Here is a 19214-nt window from a genome sequence, read left to right on the forward strand (position 1 = left end):
GTTATAATTGATGAAATCAAAATTTTCAATCCTTATTTTCTTTCTGCTCTTTCATTTTTCGTATTCACAACAGCTTAGTATTGAGGTAAAGGAAATTAACGGAAAAAACATCTCAGAAATCAACGTACAGCTTTTAAAAAACGGAAAAACATTAGATTTTCAAAAAACAAATGATAAGGGCATTTGTGCTTTCCAGATCTCGGAGAAAGGAATTTTTTCACTAAAATTCACTTCTGTATTCTACAAAACAAAATTGGTAGAAATAGATACCAACGAAAAACTAAATTTTGAGGTACAATTAGAACCACAAATTACAGTTATAGAAGAAGTCGAAATAAAATCCCGTCCAAAGATAGCAACAGCTAAAGAAGACACTATTGCTTTTAATCTGAAAGCTGTAAGAGACGGCACAGAAAGAACAACGGAAGACCTGATAAAAAAACTTCCCGGATTAGACATCAACGAAAACGGAAAAGTAACTTATAAAGGAAGTACACTAGGTCAGGTTTTAGTGGATGGAAACGAATTTTTCGGGAAAAACCATAAGATGGCTACGCAAAATATTTCGGCTAACATGATCGAAGGGATTGATCTTTGGCAAAATTACAACACCATAAACGGAAACCGTTCCACTGCACTGAATTTAAAACTGAAAGATGAGTATAGGAGAAAAATCAACGGAAATATAGAAGGAAACTACGGAACTGAAAATTCTTACTCAGGTCATGCCAATTTATTCAAATTCGGAAAAGCAGGAAATTTAGCTTTGATTGCAGATGCCAATAATATTGCAAAAGATCCTATTAATTTCATGGATTTCTACGAAATGAATACTCAGGAAGATATTGAGAATTCAGGAACCGTATCTAATATAGACATTCCGAGTTTTCTAAACAATGACGGAAAGGTAAAATCAAAATCTAATCAGTTTGGCGCTTTACAATATTCAAAATCTAAAAAGAATGTTACCATTACCGCTTTTTCTATTTTAAATAATGCTTCGCTGGATAAATTTTCAACTTCTAAAAGAACGGCATTTGAAGGGCAACCGCAAAGCTTTAATTTTTGGGAACAAAAAAAAGAAAATAACAGTGGTTTTTTCGGAACTACTCAAATTAAAATAAAGAAAACCTTTTCAGATAATAGTTTTTTGTATTATAATTTCGGATACAATCCTACTCTGGATAATTTTAATCAGAATATTGACAGACATTCCGTAGATTATAACTATTATGAAGTCCAAAACAAAATAAAGAACAGCGTTACAGGCAATTTCCTGTCGTGGAATAAAGAAATCCTTAATTATAAATTAGTATTTGCTTTAAGTCAGCTCAGCGAATCGTATACAGGATACCTCAATATTGATTCTAATACGCAGCTATTCCTTGGAAATAGTAATTTTTTATCTCAACAGTATTCAATAAACTCCAATAAATATGGATTTGATTTTTATTTGAAGAACAAAAACAAAATTCTGAATTTTAACTTTCATTCCGGAATTTCTTATAAAAAGAATATTTCTGATCTTGGAGAAACCTTTTCTGAAACTGCCGAATACAGAATTCTTAAAATTTACCATTATATTAATGATGTGAACATTTCTAAAAAATTGTGGAAATTTGACATGTCAGGTTCGGTAAGTTCAAATTTCCTTACGGTTAATGAGATTAATAAGCATTACTTTGAAAAAAGATTCAGTATAAAATTTAATTTAGGAGCAAATGATTTGGGATTAGAATACAACTCAAGATACGATCTTCCAAATATAAAACTCCTTCAATATCATACATTCTATACAAGAGATTTGTCTTTTTACAACAACACCCTGCTCACTCCTGACTTATTGAGTAATACAGATACTTATAAATTTACCTGGAACAGATTTAATTTTGACAAAGGGAACAATTTGTTCTTTATGCTGATGTATACTAAAACTAAACCAAATTATACAACAAATACTATTAATTACGGTACATTTTCAGGAACAGAAAATACTATTGGTGCTTACAACGATAGAATTGTACTCTTCCTTACCAATAATCACAGATTTAATAAAAATTATTCCCTGAAATCAAAATTAACAGGTCTTTTAAGCAAAAATGTCAACTTTATCAGTGGTAATTCAAATTTGTCCACCATTAAAAACCTTGAATTCTCTCAAAAACTTTCAACCAATTTTAGAAATAAGCCATTACAATTTGATTTGGGTTACACTTTCACAACAGGTATTTTTGAACAAAGCTTTTATGATACAGCTTCCAGACAAGATAATATCAAATTGTCTTTAGGAATAAGAGCTAACATTAAAAAAGAATGGATTGCCAATGTCTTAGGTGAATATTTAATTCAGAAAACTGAACAAAACACGATGAAAAACTTTTTGCTCGGTGGTCAGGTTTCATATAGAAAAGCAAAATCAAATTTTGAATACAACCTTTTGTTTAACAACATCCTCAACCTCAGCTCTTTTCAATATATTAACAGTTACACAAGTCAATTGGGAATTGAGGAATCATCCGCAACAGCGCTATCCGGTTATATTACAGGCGGAATGAAATTTATTTTTTAAATGTTTTTTTCTTATGCTTAATATATTATAAATACATATAATTATATTTGTATATACTAAAAGATATTATGAAAAATAAAATTAATGTAAGCCACTAAGTAAAAATTTTTTGTTATAATCTCCATTTATATTGTTACTTACGGCTATTGTTATTTTGTTGTTATTTATGATAGTATCTTTATAAACAAATGTTTCGGGATACATTTTATTATCTAACAGTATATAGTAATCTCCGTTTAAAATTTTAGAATAACCATACAATAAAACATTTTTAAACTTAGGTGATTTTTTTATTTCCAATTTTTGAAAATCAGATTTATTGTTGACGAATTTAACACCTCCAAATGATGTATAATTCCATTTTAGAGAATCATTAGAATAACAAAAGAAAGATTTATTCTCTTCATTGCAATTTATTTTTTTACTATTAACAGAATACTTGCTAAAAGTTGTGCATGAAAAAACAAAGGTTAATAGCGCAACAAGAATATATTTCATTAATAATTTATTTTATGGTTAATTTCGATAGGATTATTACAAGATTTTATTTTATTCTGTTTTGATTTAGTCCATCCCTTAAAATCCGGTTCAATTACTTTTCCATTTTCATCACGAAAAGCGACTTGTCTATTGATATTTGACGCAGAATTAGGTTTCATATTTGCGTATGGATCAGAGTAGTATTGTTTAGATAATTTTTCTAAATTATTCCAGCTTATGTTTAAGTTTTTTTTATTTCTTACATCATATAAATCAGAATTTCCTTTTTTCACTTGAATAAGTGAAAAATCATATTGTTTATTAGTATCATATAGTTTCACGATTAAACCCGGAAGCCCATGAAATACATATGGTCCGTCTAAAACAGAAATTTTTGACGTGAAAAATGCTATCCATTCTCTTCCGCCATAATTCCCCATAGCCTTTTGACAAGAATAATCTCCTATTTTTACAACTTCAGGATCAATCTTCCAATCTATTGATTCATTTATATTTATAGTATAAGTATCAGTGCTATTTTGTATTAGTTTCGTTACTTTTTTTTGGCTTAAATCCTTGATTATATAGAATTGATCGTCAAACCCCAACGGATAATTGGTTATTTTTTTTGTATAGGCTAAAATAGAATCGCTATCTTTTTCTTTAGAAGATCTAAATATAGATTTTGAATTAGAAAAATCTAAGATCATATTTTGCATTTTTGTTGAATCTTTTTCTTGACATGGTTTATACTTCATCTCATATACAAATGTATTAGTTTGAGAAAACAGTAAACAGCTATAAAGAAAGGTTAAGATAAATAGGGCTTTTTTCATATTCTATTATAATTTATAAGAGTAAATTTAAGAAAGAAAAATTAAATATCCATTCAGTGAAATTTTTCAGCCTATTAAAAAAATATGCGCAAAAAAGAGTCAAAAAAATGATGATTATTTTAATGTAACAGAACTTTTTGAGAGGTGGTGGTACATTGCAGAGCAGACGATATCGGGAAAATTTATCTTCATTTAAAAAAAACAGTTAAATTCCAAATTCCACACATTATAATAGCAATAGTATAAGTTAATATATTTTTTGTATAATGGCTCAGAAATGGAAAATAATGGTCAATTAAAAATAATAATTAAAGTAATTAATGCTAAACATCTTAATCGTTTTAATATTGTAAATATTCATCTTTTTTATTTAAATTTAATTTTACTTTTCCTCGGCTACCCCCTATTATCATTTTTTGTGATTATTTAGAGAAAGGTTCTAAATTATATAATTTAGTAAAGTCAATTTCGCCATGAAACCCCGAAATGTACTCATACTACAAACTAATTACTTTAAATGTTTAAGTTTTAAAATCTACAATTAAGCTTCGTTCGCAACCAATTTCACTTTTAGAATCAAAATAAAACGATTCCCCAATATTAACATGTTTAATACCTAATTTATTAAATAGATTATTTAAAACTACTATACTCCGACCAATAAAGGAATATTTCATATGAAATTTTGCGCGCGTTTTTATTTGAATAGTACTACTACTCATCACTTATTTGTACGCCCATAATATTACCCTATTCTTTCCAATTCCCTTTCTAACAGTTACACAAGTCAATTGGGAATTGAGGAATCATCCGCAACAGCGCTATCCGGTTATATTACAGGCGGAATGAAATTTATTTTTTAAATGTTTTTTTCTTATGCTTAATATATTATAAATACATATAATTATATTTGCATATACTAAAAGATATTATGAAAAATAAATTCTTGTTATTTGGAATTACTCTGGCTACACTTTCCGCTTGTAAAACGGCTTCTCCGTTGCAGGTAGCAAATGTGCAGACTCAGAAAAATATTTCGATTAATAATGAGCTAAAGAATGATGAGGAGTTTGTAAAAATTATTGAGCCTTATAAGCAAAAATTGGATAAAGAGATGAATCAAAAGATTTCTCATACCAATGTAGACCTTACCAAACAGGGTGATAACAGTAATTTGGGCAATCTTTTAGCAGACTATACATTCGATGGAGCCGACCAATGGGCAAAAACCAACCTTAAAAAAAATGTTGATGCCGCATTGATTAATATCGGAGGTATCCGTACAACGATTGGTAAAGGAGACATTTGGCTGAAAAGCGTATTCGAAGTAATGCCTTTCGAAAATGAGGTTATTATCGTAAAAATGAAGGGTTCTGATTTACAGGGGCTTTTTGACTATTATGCAAAAACTCAGGTCAACAATCCGGTTTCTCATTTATACATTGAAACGAATAACGGGCAATTAACCCAAACTTTAATCAACGGAAAAACAGTAAATCCAACCCAGGATTATTACATCGCAACATCTGATTATCTGGCTTTGGGTGGTGACAATATGAAATTCTTCGCAAAAGGAGAATCTATCCCCACAGGAATCAAATTAAGAGATTTATTTATTGAATATTTCAAAAAAACTCCCGAAGTAGTAGCAAATACAGATGTTCGTTTAAATTTTATTGGTAAAAAGTAATGGATAGAAAAAGTTTTTTAAAAGCAATAGGTGGCGGAACTTTAGCAATGGCTTTAGCTCCGAATATGATGATGGCAGAAGAATTAAAAATTCTTGACGTAAAATCCGCAAACAAACTGACTATTCTTCACACCAATGATCAGCACAGCAGAATAGAGCCTTTCGATGCAAGCTATACCAAAAATCCTAATCAGGGAGGTTTTGCAAGAAGGGCAAGCTTAATTCAGCAAATCAGAAATCAGGAAAGCAATGTTTTGCTTCTTGATTCAGGTGATATTTTTCAGGGAACACCATATTTTAACTTTTTCGGAGGGGAACTGGAGTTTAAATTAATGTCCATGATGAAGTATGACGCTTCTACGATGGGAAATCATGATTTTGACAACAGCTTAGACGGATTTTTAAAGGTGCTGCCCAATGCGCACTTCCCTTTTATCTGTTCAAATTATGATTTTAAAAATACAATCCTTGACGGAAAAACTTCTCAGTACAAGATTTTCAATAAAAACGGAATCAAGGTGGGGATTTTCGGAGTCGGAATTCAACTGGACGGATTGGTTGGTAAAAAGCAGTACGGAGAAACAGTCTATTCTGATCCTATTGATGTGGCGCAACATTATTCAAACTTCCTGAAAAACGAACAAAAGTGTGATCTTGTCATCTGCCTTTCACACATCGGCTACGATTACCAGGAAGAGCCTGATAAAGTAAGTGATAAAATCTTAGCTGCCAAAACCGAAAATATTGATATTATTTTGGGCGGGCACACCCATACTTTCTTGCCGGAGCCTCAAACTTTTACCAACAGACAAGGTAAAAATGTTCTTGTAAACCAGGTGGGCTGGGCCGGGCTTCTTTTAGGCAGAATAGATTTCTTTTTTGACTCAAATAAAAACGTAAAACATATTTCCTGGAACAATCAGGTAATTGATAGCAGCATAATAGCATAACATGAAAAAACTTTTAATTTCTCTGGGAATTTTAGCATCCCTGCAGGTTGTAAATGCACAGAATATTTCTTCAAAAAAATGGGCAGATTTATTTTCCTATAACAATGTGTTGGCCATGAAGGAAGGCAACGGGAAAATAGTTGCAGCAACAGAAAACGGGGTCTTCTATTATACAATTTCGACAGGTGAAATTACAAAGTTATCTAAAGCTAACGGTCTGCACGATGTAAAGATTTCAGCCTTTGACTATAACCCCCAAACCAATACCGGACTGGTGGGATATGAGAACGGGTCTCTTGATGTAATCACGCCAAACGGGATTACCTACATTGTAGATATTCCTTTGGCAACAGGCTATACGGGAAACAAAAAAATCAATCATATTTCGGTTACGGGAAATAAAGCAACGGTTTCTGTAGGGTACGGGGTTTCCATTTTTGATTTGACAAAGAAAGAATTTAATGATTCTGCTTTTTTCTTAAATGGTGGTATTTATGAAGCCAGCAATGAAGCAACTTTAGTAGGAAATAAAGTGTATGCCGTAACTAATTCAGGATTAAAAAGCCATGAAATAAATACGACTTTCCCGGTTTTTTCCACTTGGACTACCGAAATGGCGGGCTCTTTTAACCAGATTGATTCTGAATCTGTTCTTTCTTTTGGCTCTTCAACCGCTGCCTACCTTTACGACAATGGCATTGCCACCCCACTGCCACAGACTTTTGGAGGCATTCGTGATATTGTCGTAACCGGAAACGACATCATTGTAACAGATGTAAGCAGAATATATACATTTGCCACCAACGGGACTTCTAACGGAAGCGCAACAGTCGGAGAAGAATGTAATACAGCAACAAAAACTAACGGTAAAATCTATGGCGGAACAAAATTGTCAGGAATAAAGACCGAAGAAAGTACAATTTTCAAACCTGATGGCCCATACAACAATATTGCCTATAAAATTTCTTTGCTGAATGATCAAATATGGGTTTCTACAGGAGGAAAAGTTGCCTATAATGACCCTCCGGCAGGCAGAAATATCGGCTATTACCATTTTGATGGCAGTAAATGGATCTATCCTGATTATTTTAAAGATAATCCCATCACATTCAACATTTTAGATGTAGTGCCCAATCCATCAAATCCAAGTGAAGTATTTTTTACAAACCACATCTATAATCAAGGTCAAAAAGGCATCTACAAGATGGAAAATGATGTCTTTAAAAAAGTATACAAAAATAACGATTCTGATAATCTTTATAATCGTATTACAGGACTTACTTTTGATGAAAACAATCAATTATTTGTAGCTGTAACGGGGATACAGACAGGTTCAGCCAATACCGGATATTATTTTTATAACCAATCTTCAGATGATTTTACCCTTGTCCCGATAGTAAATGCAGGTGGTTCCCAGAAACCATTTACAAAAGATGGAATAATATATATTCCTTCCCCGTTTTTTGATCCGGGAGGGCTAATCATGAAAGAATATGGAAATAACCCAACTTCTACAACAACGCCATTAAAATATATCAGAAAAGAAAATGGGCTGCCCGCAAACGGGACCATATCTGCTGCTATAGACAAAGATGACAATGTGTGGATTGGAACCCGTTCCGGCCTGAGAATTCTTCCAAATCCAAAGTCTGCAATCACAGAAACTTCACCACAGGCATCTCCTGTAATTATAGAACAAAACGGTCTCGCAGAAGAGCTATTCAGAGATAACGCCATCTTACAAATCGAAGTAGATGGGGGAAATCACAAATGGGTTTCTGTAGATGACGGTGGTGTTTATTACTTATCAGCCAGCGGTGAGCAGGTTATTAAACATTTTACAAAAGAAAACTCCCCACTGCCGACAAACAACGTTACAGATATTAAAATCGATAACAAAACCGGAAAGATTTATTTTGTCACTCTCGACGGAATTGTAACCTATCAAGGGGATGTAGCAGATGTAACTTCAAATTTCGGTAATGTACTGGTTTACCCAAATCCAGTAGTTTACTCAAATTTCAAAGGTAATGTTACTATCAAAGGGCTTGCAGAAAAAACAAATATAAGAATTGTAGATGCAGCCGGAAATATTGTACATTCTGCTGTTGCAAGAGGAGGGTATTACGAGTGGGATCTTGTAAGCCAAAAAGGAAAAAGAGTAGCTTCGGGGATCTATTTTGTTTTAATGACTAATGAAGATGGCTCTGATAAAGCTACCGCTAAAATTGCAGTGGTAAATTAATGAATTCACAAAACGGTTTTTTACTTTCATACATAAAATACGGCGAAAATGATGCAGTCTTGCATTGTTTTACAGAAGAAGAAGGCTTTCAGTCTTATTTTTTAAAAGGAATTTATTCTAAAAGAAATAAGAAGAAGGCTTTTCTTCTGCCATTAAGTAAACTCAGCTTTTCCGTAAATCCGGTAAAAGGAAATGGCATCCAAACGGTTTCAGGTTTTGAATTAGTAAAAAGCAATGATATTTATACTGACATCAAGGCAAATACAGTTGTTTTTTTCATCTCAGACTTTTTAAATCAAAATTTAAGACACGAAAATAAGAATCATAATATTTATTTTTGTCTCGACGAGTTTATAGATGAATTAGACCAAAAAAATTATCAGTCTTACTTAGTTTTTTTAATTAAAATTTTAAAAATACAGGGTGTTTCTCCACTTATTAATAATGAATGTTTTCTGGATCCGGAAACAGGGACTTTTTCTGCTGAACTGTCACATCAGCTATTCGACACTACTATTTCAAACATTTGGAAAGCTGTTCTTTTAGCTGAAAAACCATATCAGATAAAAATTCATTCTTCCTTCAGAAAAGATTTTCTGGACAGTCTTTTGGTATATTATCATTATCACATTACAGATTTTAAAATTCCCACATCTCTTGAAATCATCCAGCAGATATTTGAATAAAGAGTTCAGCTATTTTGCTTCATCGGGCATTTCTGTTTCAGATTCTGCGATCTCTTTTTTTGAAAATCTCGGCTGTAAAATTTTTGCTATCAAGCCCGTCCATCCTGTTTGATGTGAGGCTCCTACTCCACGACCGTTATCCCCATGAAAATATTCGTAAAACGGAATATAATCTTTAAAATCAGGATCGGTTTGAAATCTTGGATATTGCCCGTTCACAGGCCGATTCCCATTTTCATCTTTTAAAAATATGTTAGATAATCTTTTGCTTAGAGCATCTGCAATTTCATCCAGATTTAAATAATTTCCGCTTCCTGTGGGATATTCAACCAAGAAATCCGGACTGTAATAGAAGAAGAAACGCTGTAAGCTTTCAATAATTAAAAAATTAATAGGAAACCAAATCGGGCCGCGCCAATTGCTATTTCCTCCGAAAAGCCCGCTATCACTCTCCGCCGGAGTGTATTTTACGGTATAATCAGTTTCATTCAGCTTTAATGTATACGGATTTTCTTCATATTCCTTCGATAAAGCACGAACCCCGTAATCGCTTAAAAATTGATTAGGGTCAAGCATCCGGCTCAGCAGTCTTTTCAGGCGATGCCCTCTCAGAAGTGAAAGTAAATGTTTAGAATCCTGCCCTTTTACCTCCCACCTTGAAACCAAAGCTGCAAGCTCAGGTTTGTTTTCAAGAACCCATTTCATCCTTTTTTTGAAATCCGGAAGGTTTTCAAGCATTTCATCATCAATCACTTCCACGGCAAACATCGGAATCAAACCAACAATTGTCCTCAATTTCAGATATATATGGCTTCCGTCATTGGAGGATATGGCATCATAGAAAAACTCGTCCTCTTCATCCCAAAGGCTGAAACATTCATCTCCCATATTATCCAGAGAATTGGCAATAGAAAGAAAATGCTCAAAAAATTTCATTGCCATTTCTTCATAAACCTTATTATAAAGAGCCAACTCTAAAGCAATTCTCATCATATTCAGGGCAAACATTGCCATCCAGCTTGTACCGTCGGACTGTTCCAGCTGTTCACCATTCGGCAATGTTGTATTCCGGTCAAAAACGCCAATATTATCAAGCCCTAAAAAACCGCCTTCAAAAATATTATTTCCGTTATTATCTTTTTTATTGACCCACCAGGTGAAATTCATTAATAGCTTTTGGAAAGCGCTTTCCAGAAATTCCAAATCAGGTTTGTCTTTTAAATATTCATCAATTTTAAAAACCCGGAAAACTGCCCAGGCATGAACCGGTGGATTTACATCACTCAAATTCCATTCGTAAGCCGGAAGCTGGCCATTTGGATGCATATACCATTCAAACAGGAATAATTTTAGCTGATGCTTGGCAAAATCCGGATCAATCAGTGAAAAGCTTATCGTGTGGAAAGCCAAATCCCATGTCGCATACCAGGGATATTCCCACTTATCGGGCATTGAAATGATATGCTCGTTGTTGAGATGTTTCCATTCAAAATTTCTGATTTTTTCTCGGGATTTTGGTGGCGGCACTTCTGCGGGATCACCTTTTAGCCATCTTTCAACGTTGTAATGATAAAACATTTTATTCCAAAGCATTCCTGCGAAAGCCTGTCTTTGAATAAGTTTTTCATCTTCAGATTTTATTCCCTGCTGAATTTCTTTATAAAAATCATCTGATTCTTTTTGTCTTTCATTAAATATTTCGCCAAAATCATCAAACGGCTTTTTTAAATCTTTATCTGTAACTCTGTATTCGAAGGTTTTCGTTTCTTTAGGCTTAAAAATTTCATCAATAAAAAACGAAGCTTTCGTACCAAAATCTTTAGGGTTTACAGCCTGTGAGTTTCCGTTAACGACAAAATCATTGATTCCGTCTTTACAATATTTTGATTCATTGGGTGATTGGTAAAGTTTTTCGTTATTGTTTTCGTTATCACAAAACAAAGTTTTAGAAGATTGTTTTGCATAAACGTTTTTTATCTCTACATCTCTATGCTTTACTTTAATAGCATTGGCTTCATCCGAACTCAATTGAGGTTTGTAATCATTATATCCCCAATCCCATGTATTTCTAAACCAAACTGTCGGTAAGATAATTAAAGGAGCTTCATTTTCAGATTTATTAACTACTGTCAGCTTTACCAATATATCATTCTGACTTTCCTTAGCATACTCTATAAAGATGTCAAAATATTCGTTTTGGTCAAAAATCCCTGTATCTATTAACTCATATTCTGTCTCATCTTTACCTCTGCGAGAATTGGTGATTAATAAATCTTCATAAGGGAACGCATTCTGAGGATATTTATACAGCATTTTCATGTAAGAATGCGTAGGGGTGGAATCTAGATAATAGAAATATTCTTTTACGTCTTCACCGTGATTTCCCTGCCCGTTTGATAAGCCAAAGAATCTCTCTTTCACCATTTTATCTTTTTTATTCCAAAAACCAACGGAAAAAATTAATTTTTGCAAATCATCACAGATACCACAAATTCCTTCTTCTCCCCATCTGTAAGCTTTTGCTTCCGCGATATCATGATTGGTATAGTTCCACGCATCCCCGTTTTCACTATAATCTTCACGTACAACACCCCATTCGCGGTTGCTGACATAAGGGCCCCATTTTTTCCATGAAAGGTCTGATAATCTGATTTTTTCTGACATCTGAGGTTTTTTATGAGTTTAAAATATTTAAATACATTAATTGACTATCGGTGAACTCCCGACTGAAATACGCCCCGGATTGAACGGCATGTCTGAGCTCTTTTTGCAAGCCCCGGAATAGGTAACGGTACAAAAAAGCGAGTAGTGAAAGCCGGAAATGTGCGCTCAAAAAAGCTATCCCCCCGTTGAAAAACTTTCAAAAGTTGTCATTCCGCCATCAACGAAAATACTGGTTCCGGTAATATAGTCTGCCCAATCACTGGCTAGAAATACAGCCAGGTTCCCGATATCCTGAGGCTGCCCTATTCTGTTGTAAGGAATCAGGTTGAGTAATGAATCCAAAGCCTGCGGAGTACTCCATGCATCTTTGTTAATCGGCGTTTGAATCGCTCCCGGACAAATAGAGTTGACACGTATTTTATCAGCACCATATTCCTGAGCCAACGTCTGCATCAGCATTCTGATTGCCCCTTTGCTCGAAGCATAATTTGCGTGACCTGCCCAAGGAATAATTTCGTGAACCGAACTGATGTGAATGATTTTTCCACAAGCAATAGAACGGGAAGTATCGATTCCCCGGCGAAGAAATTCTTTGATAGCTTCTCTCGCACAAAGAAACTGCCCTGTAAGGTTCACTCCGATCACGGCATTCCATTGGTCGAGCGTCATTTCTGTGAATTTTGCATCTTTTTGGATTCCGGCATTATTAATAAGAATATCTACAGTTCCAAATTCAGAAACGGTATCCTGAAACATCTTCACCACCTGATCTTCCTTGGAAACATCACATTGATAGGTAATTCCCCTCCCACCCGCATCAGTAATTTCTTTTAGGACCGCTTTTGCTTCATCTGCAGACCTTTCGGAAGAATGATTAACAACAACTGCAGCTCCCGCTGAAGCCAATGATTTTGCAATTCCTGAACCAATTCCGCTTGAGGCTCCTGTAACTACAGCAACCTGGTTTTGAAGTGATATTTCCATACTTTATTATTTGATGTTACTCAAAGTTAGCTGAAAGTATCACGCCAAACGAAAAAATTAGAATTAAAATTTTCTTAAAGTTTTTTATGCATTAAATATTGCGGCCCGCTTCTTCCCATTCTGGTTTTGCCATCGTATTGGTAACCGACTTTTAGATAAAGTTCATAAGCGGAAATATTATTTTGGTTTACAGCCAATACAATTTCATCACAATCCCTGAAATTTGCACGTATAAAACCGTCAACCTCAATCATAGCAGATTTTCCGATTCCTCTGCCTTGCATGTGGGGACTTACAGATAAAGAACGGAGTAAGACTGAGTTTTGATTATCCGTTAAATCCATTTTATCTTCTCCGAAATCCAGTGTAAAAAATCCTACAGGTTTTTCATTTCTGAAAATCGTAACGGGATGCTCTAAGCCTGTATTTCTGTCTTTAATCCTTGTTAAAGCCAATTCTGCTGTGGAAGTATATTTTGACTGAATCTTATCTAAAGTATAATTTACATCAGATAAATCTTCCTGTTTGAAAAAATGTAAACTAATCATAAATTAATGATGATAAATATCTTCATACATAACTCCAGCACGAATTTCAACAGGCAGCTTATTTTCCTCAGGAACAATCGGACAATTGTAATCGTAAGCATTATAAGCACAGTAAGGCTGATAGGATTTATTAAAATCAAGAATGATTGTATCTCCTTCCGGAATTCTCAAATCCATATATTTTCCGCCACCATAAGTTTCTTTTCCGTTGGTAGCATCACGGAAAGGCAAGAAAAGATAGTTTTTATATTTTTTCTGCTTCATTAAATCAAGACCTTGATATAAGGTCAGAGTATAAGGTTTTCCGTCTAGTTTAAAAGTCGCTTTTCCGTATTCTTTATAAGATTTTGTTTTTCCGGAAGATGTCGGAAGGTCAAAAGGTTTTGCACTTTTCGTTTTCACAACCTTTGCCGTAACCCTATATTTTAAATCAAACGGAAAAAACGGGTGTCCTTTAAAATTTGTGAAATTGCCCCCTCTTAAAGGTGTTTCTTTAGGATTAAGATATTCAGCATTCAAATCTTCCTGAAACTTTTTGATTTCCACTATTTCTTTTGAAACCATCTTTTGAGAAAAGACAAATAATGGAAAAAGCATCAATATCAATATATATTTCTTCATGAATCAATTTAAATTAAAAAGTTAAAACTATGAAATTTTGCGTTCAAAGCTGTTAAAAATATGTTACAAAAATTCTGCCTGATTATTATAACCTCATAAGTTGAACCTGTTTTATCCGTATGATTCTGAAATTTTCACTCTATAAATATCCGAAGAATTTCTTTTAATTGATTCTACAAAAAAGCCGCCTTCTTCCGGAATCACTTCCTTTAAATCAAAACTTTTACAATCTTTTGGAAGCCCTGAAAAGACTAAAGTAAACCAAAAGTCCTGCATAAATGGAACCGGAGTCCAGTTTGGAAAAATAGTAATATTTTCCGCATAAATCAATTTGCTTCTGTGCTCAGACTGATTATCAAAAAGATAGGTAGAATGCCAAATTCTGATAAGATTCCCCAGAAATGGTGATGCCGGAAAACAACAATGCACAATCACCTGCTTCTCCTCCTCCACCTTTGTCTGAAGAGATTCCAGAAGTTCTTTTGCGATGATAGGCTTTGCTATTGTTTCTGACACAGGATTTTTTTTATACTTTACAAATATACTTACTTTATAAAAATAAGAATTGGAATTCTGTTCTTTTCATTTTTGTTATTATACTATTTTTCCATTGTTACGAGCAAGAGATGAGAAGAGGTCTTGATTTGGTTACAAATACATCCGGAACATGAATAAGCTTTTATCTTCATATAAAATGTGTTTTTCTTTCAAAAATAGAAAGATTAACTCTTTTAATTACTCTTTCTATGATATTTTTATTGAATTTTCCAAATTAGAGGATATAAAAACTTTTGTCTTACAAAGGTAGAGGTTTTATCGAACTTGCTCTAACTTATTATTAATCAAAGTGTAAAAAAGGTATTTCCCTTTAATTCTTTTAATAATATAATAATCATTTCGTTGGTATCGGGCTATACTATCATCTATTTTTTTCCATTTAATGTAGATTGAATAAACTGGAGCTCATTTTTAAATTTCCCATCTTTTTCTTCGTATACCTTTCGTTTCATAGGAATATCATATGCATTTCTTGCTTCATCATAATAAGTAAACTCTACAACTTGCGTCTTATCGGTTTGGAGTAGACTAACCGTAGGAGCAGGAATATAAGTATCGTATTTCTTCCAATTAAAAATAATAAAGTCTCCTTTTTTGTCCGGTAATGAAGCCAATAAAGTGTTAGTACCATCTATAAAATTATCAAAGATAATCACTCTATCTTTGATAATTTTATAACTTCTTTATTCTCGTCCGTATTTTTTATTTTATCAATTTCTGATTCCTTAATACAATATTCATAAAATTTTTTCTTTTCAATTTCAAAAAACGTTTTGATTTGCTGATTTTGAGCATAACATGATTGTATACAAAGAAAAGCATTAAGTAGTTGTAACTATTTCTTTTTTGTACGTCTAACATTATCATAATAATTATATCTCCCTTTGAATGTTGGATATGGAGAACAATTTAATAAAGAATTTATAGCATTTATGCTATCAGTTGTTTCAAATTCTTGTTTTTTCCAATTATATGGATTTCCTCCAGAATTGTAATATAGACTATTTCCAACAGAGTCTATTAATATAGTTTTACCATGTAAACCATCGGGATTACTTTTATTTATTCCATAAGAAATTCTAAGAGGTAAATTATCTTTCAGCACGAATCATATTTTCTGTATGGGATGTAAAGATTTCACCCCTACTTACTCCGAACCAGCTTCCAAATAATAAATAATTATTTTCATTTCTTTTATTTCCCAATTCATGTCCGAGACTTACAAAAAAAGGAGAATTTACAAGTCCATTTGTTGTTGGAGTTTGAGCTCTCGCTTTTGGATCAATTTAGGTTGCAGGTTGTAATGCTTCAGGACTTCGGATAAACTTAAACGTTCTTTGATTGCAGAGATTTCCATAGATGAAATTTTTGAAAAAAGTTTTTCACCACACATTGTCTAATTCCTTTATTAACTGTTGTTTTTAATACATTTATGAAGTCTATAGCATTTGGTAAACGTCTTACAGAAGTAAGAAAAGATAAAAAGATGTCGCAGGACGAAGTGGGCAAACTTGTAGGTGTTCACGCTGCTGTCATCGGAAGATATGAACGTGAGGAAGTAAAACCGTCTATTGAGATGGCGACACAACTGGCGGAAGTTTTAGAGATTTCTTTGGATTATCTCGTAGGTTCTACAGATGTTCTTTTGGAAAAAAGTATTGTTTCTAAAATCCTAGATACCCAAAAACTAAAAGAGAACGACAGACAACACGTCTTTGCTCTCCTTGATGCGTTCAACAAACTAAATTGCAATCTATAATGTAATAAAAAACCACTCATACGGGTGGCTTTTGTTTTATATAATTTTAGAAAAATTCTTTTATATATTCACTTAAAACTTTTTTCATAGCTTCTGGTAATAAACTGTTATCACATCTAAAACTTTTTTCAGAATTTTTTGATGAAATTATTATAACTGAATATTGATTACTATCTCTAATGCCATCATTTTTTACAATAATGATATCTTTATTCTTTCCAACGAAAGAAATTAAATTTAAAATATCTTCTGGAGAAAGGTTTTGCTTATTTACTAATTCTTTTATTTCCATTATAAATTATCTTGTTAACATTTTAGCAATTTGTGAAACTTCACTTACTTGTCCTGTAGCAACTTTATTCGCTACATTATAAATCTGCTGTACAGGTACTGTTTTTATCCATTTTGTTTTGCAAAATACATAAACGCCTGAACGGCAGTTCTCTTATTTCCATCTTGAAACATATGATTAGAAATAATAGACCTAAAAACTGAGCTACCTTGCTCCGCTGCAGTATCATAATACATTGCTGAATTAATTACACTACTTTGACTACTACTTAAAATAACTCCTCCTCCTTCAGTTTTGGCATTTATTGCAATAATTTCATCTGCGAAAGAAGTAGGATTAAAAGCCTTTGATTTACTAAATAGCATACCAAAGCCTTTTCCCGCAACTTTTCCTATAACACCTCCTGCTAAAGCTCCAGCTGATGTATTAACAGCTTCGTGTATAAATCTGTCATCAGCAGAATTATATTCTTTATGTTCTACAAAGTAATCATCGTCTCCTCCAAAAACAGATGAATTAATCCAATTTCCAATTTGAGCCCCAAGATTACCTGTATTTTTATGGTATTTTTTCCCATCAATAGTTACAAGTGCCTTAAGTGATTCTTTTTCCGACATCCCAGAAGAAGAGCCCGCTTTACGAACATTTTTCTTTTTCGGGTCATCTTCGCCACCATCAAATGTTCCATTTCCACTATTAGTCCAAGTACTGGAACCTGAAGTATTATCCCACATTTCTTGTAAAGAACTAACAGACAACATCCCATCCGGGTCTACAAACATTATAGGATTGTTATAAGCATAATTATAGGGAGTCCATCTTTTAGAGACTTCCGCCAATGGGTCGATTGCTCCCCATCTTCCAATATCCGGCATATACATCCTTGCCCCATAATCATACATTCCCGTCTCCTGCAGTTCTTTCCCGTTGTACTTGTATTGATAACTTGGATTTCCTGCTAATACATTATATCCCTGATGTTTCAGTCCAAATAGATAGTAATTATTTTCTTCAAGAACTTCTGCGCTGTTTTTTTTAAAACTTAGAATTATTTATTAAACAAAGAGAGTATAAGAAGTATAATCTTTTTGTCCTAAAAAAGATAGCAACTCCAATGATTTGAATTTCAGCAATTTATAACATTTCCGTTTTCATCTGTTTCACTTTCTAAATACCCAATAACTTCATCCCAATTTTGACTTAAATAAAACATTCCGAAATAATTATCACCAAAAATATCTGCTCCTTTTAACAAATCTCCAGAATAATCTTCCAAACCAATAAGTAACTGATGCATTTTTTTTGCAAGCTTATGATTCTCCTGACGAGTAGCAATACCTTCTCTTATCTTATATATATTGATTAAATGCTTTCTTTCAAATGTACTCTTGCTTATTCTAATTTTGTAATCACCAATCTTACCAGATAAATGTACAGTTTGCTTTATCAAATTAAAAATATCTTCTATTGTTTCCATTGTTAAGGTTTTACATGTTGAACATTAGCTCTCGTTACAGGTCCGAAGATTAACCATTCTTTTTCTTGCATTGACATACCTGTAGGAGAAATGTTGGGTATAGCATTTACTCCAACTTTAAACCTTTTGGATAAAACTACTCCTGGTGCTGTTCCATAATTCGTTGCAAAATCTCGTGCCACATTCGGATCAGATGTCCAAGATGTCCAAACTGAATAATTATCGCCTCTAGCATGGTCATCCATGTTCCAGTGAGCTTTATTTCCGGGTCTTAAACCATTTGGGATAGCAATTCCAAATAAAGCTTCATTATACATTGAGAGTTGTGTTTCAGTGTGTATATCAGCAGATATACCTCTATATAATAATATTCCATTCTTATTTACATCCGTTGTTGTAACAGGTACATCTACAGATGTTGTAAGAGGTATATTATAAGCAGGAGCATGAGCACTATCTCCGTTTAACATTAAAGGCAAAGACCATAAACCGGCTCTTAATCCTCCTGCTAATTCTCCTAATATACCTCTAATTGCAGTCCAGGTTCCTGCTGAAGCTCCGCCACCTGTAGGTAAAGACATCACTCCTGTAACTCCCATTGCTACATTTGCTCCCCAATTATTATTGAGATTATTCATGTAGGAATTAAACTGACTTTGTATCTGCTGCCCCCATCCGGAACTATTTCCCGAAAGCACCAGCGGCGGTAATGTATAAACTCCATCACCCATTGTAAAGATACCGCTGTAACTTACTGTAGAACCATACGCCAAACTTCCGCCCCCGGCATGGCCTCCTTTGTCACCACCATCGTAGCTCGTAAATCCTCCATTTCCATTATTGTACCAGTAAGAG

At 33.5% G+C, this 19214-nt stretch carries 19 protein-coding genes and 1 pseudogene; 6 read left to right on the forward strand and 14 right to left on the reverse strand.

Features of this window, described 5'->3' with window-relative positions:
• Positions 1-10 precede the first annotated feature (10 nt).
• Positions 11-2569: a hypothetical protein gene (locus ACM39_RS17610; protein WP_048512357.1), complete on the forward strand. Its 2559-nt coding sequence runs from the start codon at positions 11-13 to the stop codon at positions 2567-2569.
• A gap of 81 nt (positions 2570-2650) precedes the next feature.
• Here ACM39_RS17610 and ACM39_RS17615 read toward each other — a convergent pair whose 3' ends face one another.
• Entirely contained in the window at positions 2651-3067 is a 417-nt protein-coding gene (locus tag ACM39_RS17615) for a hypothetical protein (RefSeq protein ID WP_048512358.1), read from the reverse strand.
• Entirely contained in the window at positions 3067-3885 is an 819-nt protein-coding gene (locus ACM39_RS17620; RefSeq protein ID WP_082140646.1) for a GLPGLI family protein, read from the reverse strand. The genes ACM39_RS17615 and ACM39_RS17620 overlap by 1 nt, the downstream gene beginning before the upstream one ends.
• Before the next feature lie 931 nt (positions 3886-4816).
• Between ACM39_RS17620 and ACM39_RS17625 the strand changes: the two genes are divergently transcribed.
• The 4 genes from ACM39_RS17625 to recO are packed head-to-tail and all read left to right on the forward strand — an operon-like array spanning position 4817 to position 9456.
• The gene (locus ACM39_RS17625; RefSeq protein WP_048512360.1) at positions 4817-5575 is read left to right on the forward strand and encodes a 5'-nucleotidase C-terminal domain-containing protein; all 759 of its coding nucleotides are present in this window, start codon (positions 4817-4819) and stop codon (positions 5573-5575) included.
• Positions 5575-6525: a bifunctional metallophosphatase/5'-nucleotidase gene (locus ACM39_RS17630; RefSeq protein WP_048512361.1), complete on the forward strand. Its 951-nt coding sequence runs from the start codon at positions 5575-5577 to the stop codon at positions 6523-6525. Before ACM39_RS17625 ends, ACM39_RS17630 begins: the two co-directional genes overlap by 1 nt.
• A 1-nt stretch (position 6526) precedes the next feature.
• Entirely contained in the window at positions 6527-8770 is a 2244-nt protein-coding gene (locus ACM39_RS17635) for a hypothetical protein (RefSeq protein WP_082140647.1), read from the forward strand.
• Positions 8770-9456, forward strand: coding sequence for a DNA repair protein RecO (recO, locus tag ACM39_RS17640; protein WP_048512362.1), 687 nt, complete (start codon positions 8770-8772; stop codon positions 9454-9456). The genes ACM39_RS17635 and recO overlap by 1 nt, the downstream gene beginning before the upstream one ends.
• Before the next feature lie 9 nt (positions 9457-9465).
• Here recO and ACM39_RS17645 read toward each other — a convergent pair whose 3' ends face one another.
• The 7 genes from ACM39_RS17645 to ACM39_RS17675 all read right to left on the reverse strand — a co-directional run bounded on the left by ACM39_RS17645 (position 9466) and on the right by ACM39_RS17675 (position 15936).
• Positions 9466-12120: an MGH1-like glycoside hydrolase domain-containing protein gene (locus tag ACM39_RS17645; protein WP_048512363.1), complete on the reverse strand. Its 2655-nt coding sequence runs from the start codon at positions 12118-12120 to the stop codon at positions 9466-9468.
• A 174-nt stretch (positions 12121-12294) separates the two neighbouring features.
• Positions 12295-13104 carry a glucose 1-dehydrogenase gene (locus ACM39_RS17650; RefSeq protein ID WP_048512364.1) on the reverse strand — a complete coding sequence of 270 codons (810 nt, stop codon included), beginning with the start codon at positions 13102-13104 and terminating at the stop codon, positions 12295-12297.
• A gap of 74 nt (positions 13105-13178) precedes the next feature.
• Positions 13179-13652, reverse strand: coding sequence for a GNAT family N-acetyltransferase (locus ACM39_RS17655; RefSeq protein ID WP_048512365.1), 474 nt, complete (start codon positions 13650-13652; stop codon positions 13179-13181).
• 3 nt (positions 13653-13655) lie between these two features.
• Positions 13656-14273 (reverse strand): DUF1684 domain-containing protein, encoded by a 618-nt coding sequence (locus ACM39_RS17660; RefSeq protein ID WP_048512366.1) that lies wholly within the window; start codon positions 14271-14273, stop codon positions 13656-13658.
• Between the two features lie 111 nt (positions 14274-14384).
• Entirely contained in the window at positions 14385-14789 is a 405-nt protein-coding gene (locus ACM39_RS17665) for a hypothetical protein (RefSeq protein ID WP_048512367.1), read from the reverse strand.
• Between the two features lie 407 nt (positions 14790-15196).
• Entirely contained in the window at positions 15197-15487 is a 291-nt protein-coding gene (locus tag ACM39_RS17670; protein WP_131701485.1) for a hypothetical protein, read from the reverse strand.
• Between the two features lie 179 nt (positions 15488-15666).
• Positions 15667-15936 (reverse strand): hypothetical protein, encoded by a 270-nt coding sequence (locus ACM39_RS17675; RefSeq protein WP_048512369.1) that lies wholly within the window; start codon positions 15934-15936, stop codon positions 15667-15669.
• A 327-nt stretch (positions 15937-16263) separates the two neighbouring features.
• Here ACM39_RS17675 and ACM39_RS17680 point away from each other — a divergent pair, with 327 nt between their 5' ends.
• On the forward strand, positions 16264-16590 hold the full coding sequence (locus ACM39_RS17680) for a helix-turn-helix domain-containing protein (RefSeq protein ID WP_048512370.1): 327 nt from the start codon (positions 16264-16266) through the stop codon (positions 16588-16590).
• A gap of 46 nt (positions 16591-16636) precedes the next feature.
• Here ACM39_RS17680 and ACM39_RS17685 read toward each other — a convergent pair whose 3' ends face one another.
• The 5 genes and pseudogenes from ACM39_RS17685 to ACM39_RS19305 form a co-directional block, all read right to left on the reverse strand.
• Positions 16637-16882, reverse strand: coding sequence for a hypothetical protein (locus ACM39_RS17685; protein WP_048512371.1), 246 nt, complete (start codon positions 16880-16882; stop codon positions 16637-16639).
• A 104-nt stretch (positions 16883-16986) separates the two neighbouring features.
• Positions 16987-17664 carry a Fic family protein gene (locus ACM39_RS19665; protein ID WP_410470254.1) on the reverse strand — a complete coding sequence of 226 codons (678 nt, stop codon included), beginning with the start codon at positions 17662-17664 and terminating at the stop codon, positions 16987-16989.
• Positions 17644-17928, reverse strand: a pseudogene (locus tag ACM39_RS19385) (RHS repeat domain-containing protein); the annotation flags it as partial. The gene ACM39_RS19665 and the pseudogene ACM39_RS19385, both read right to left, overlap by 21 nt.
• A gap of 80 nt (positions 17929-18008) precedes the next feature.
• Entirely contained in the window at positions 18009-18359 is a 351-nt protein-coding gene (locus ACM39_RS17695; protein WP_048512373.1) for a hypothetical protein, read from the reverse strand.
• 2 nt (positions 18360-18361) lie between these two features.
• Positions 18362-19214: hypothetical protein (locus tag ACM39_RS19305; RefSeq protein ID WP_048512374.1), on the reverse strand; the 853-nt coding region annotated here is incomplete at its 5' end.

The organism is Chryseobacterium sp. FH2, assembly GCF_001045455.1.
Classification (GTDB): domain Bacteria; phylum Bacteroidota; class Bacteroidia; order Flavobacteriales; family Weeksellaceae; genus Chryseobacterium.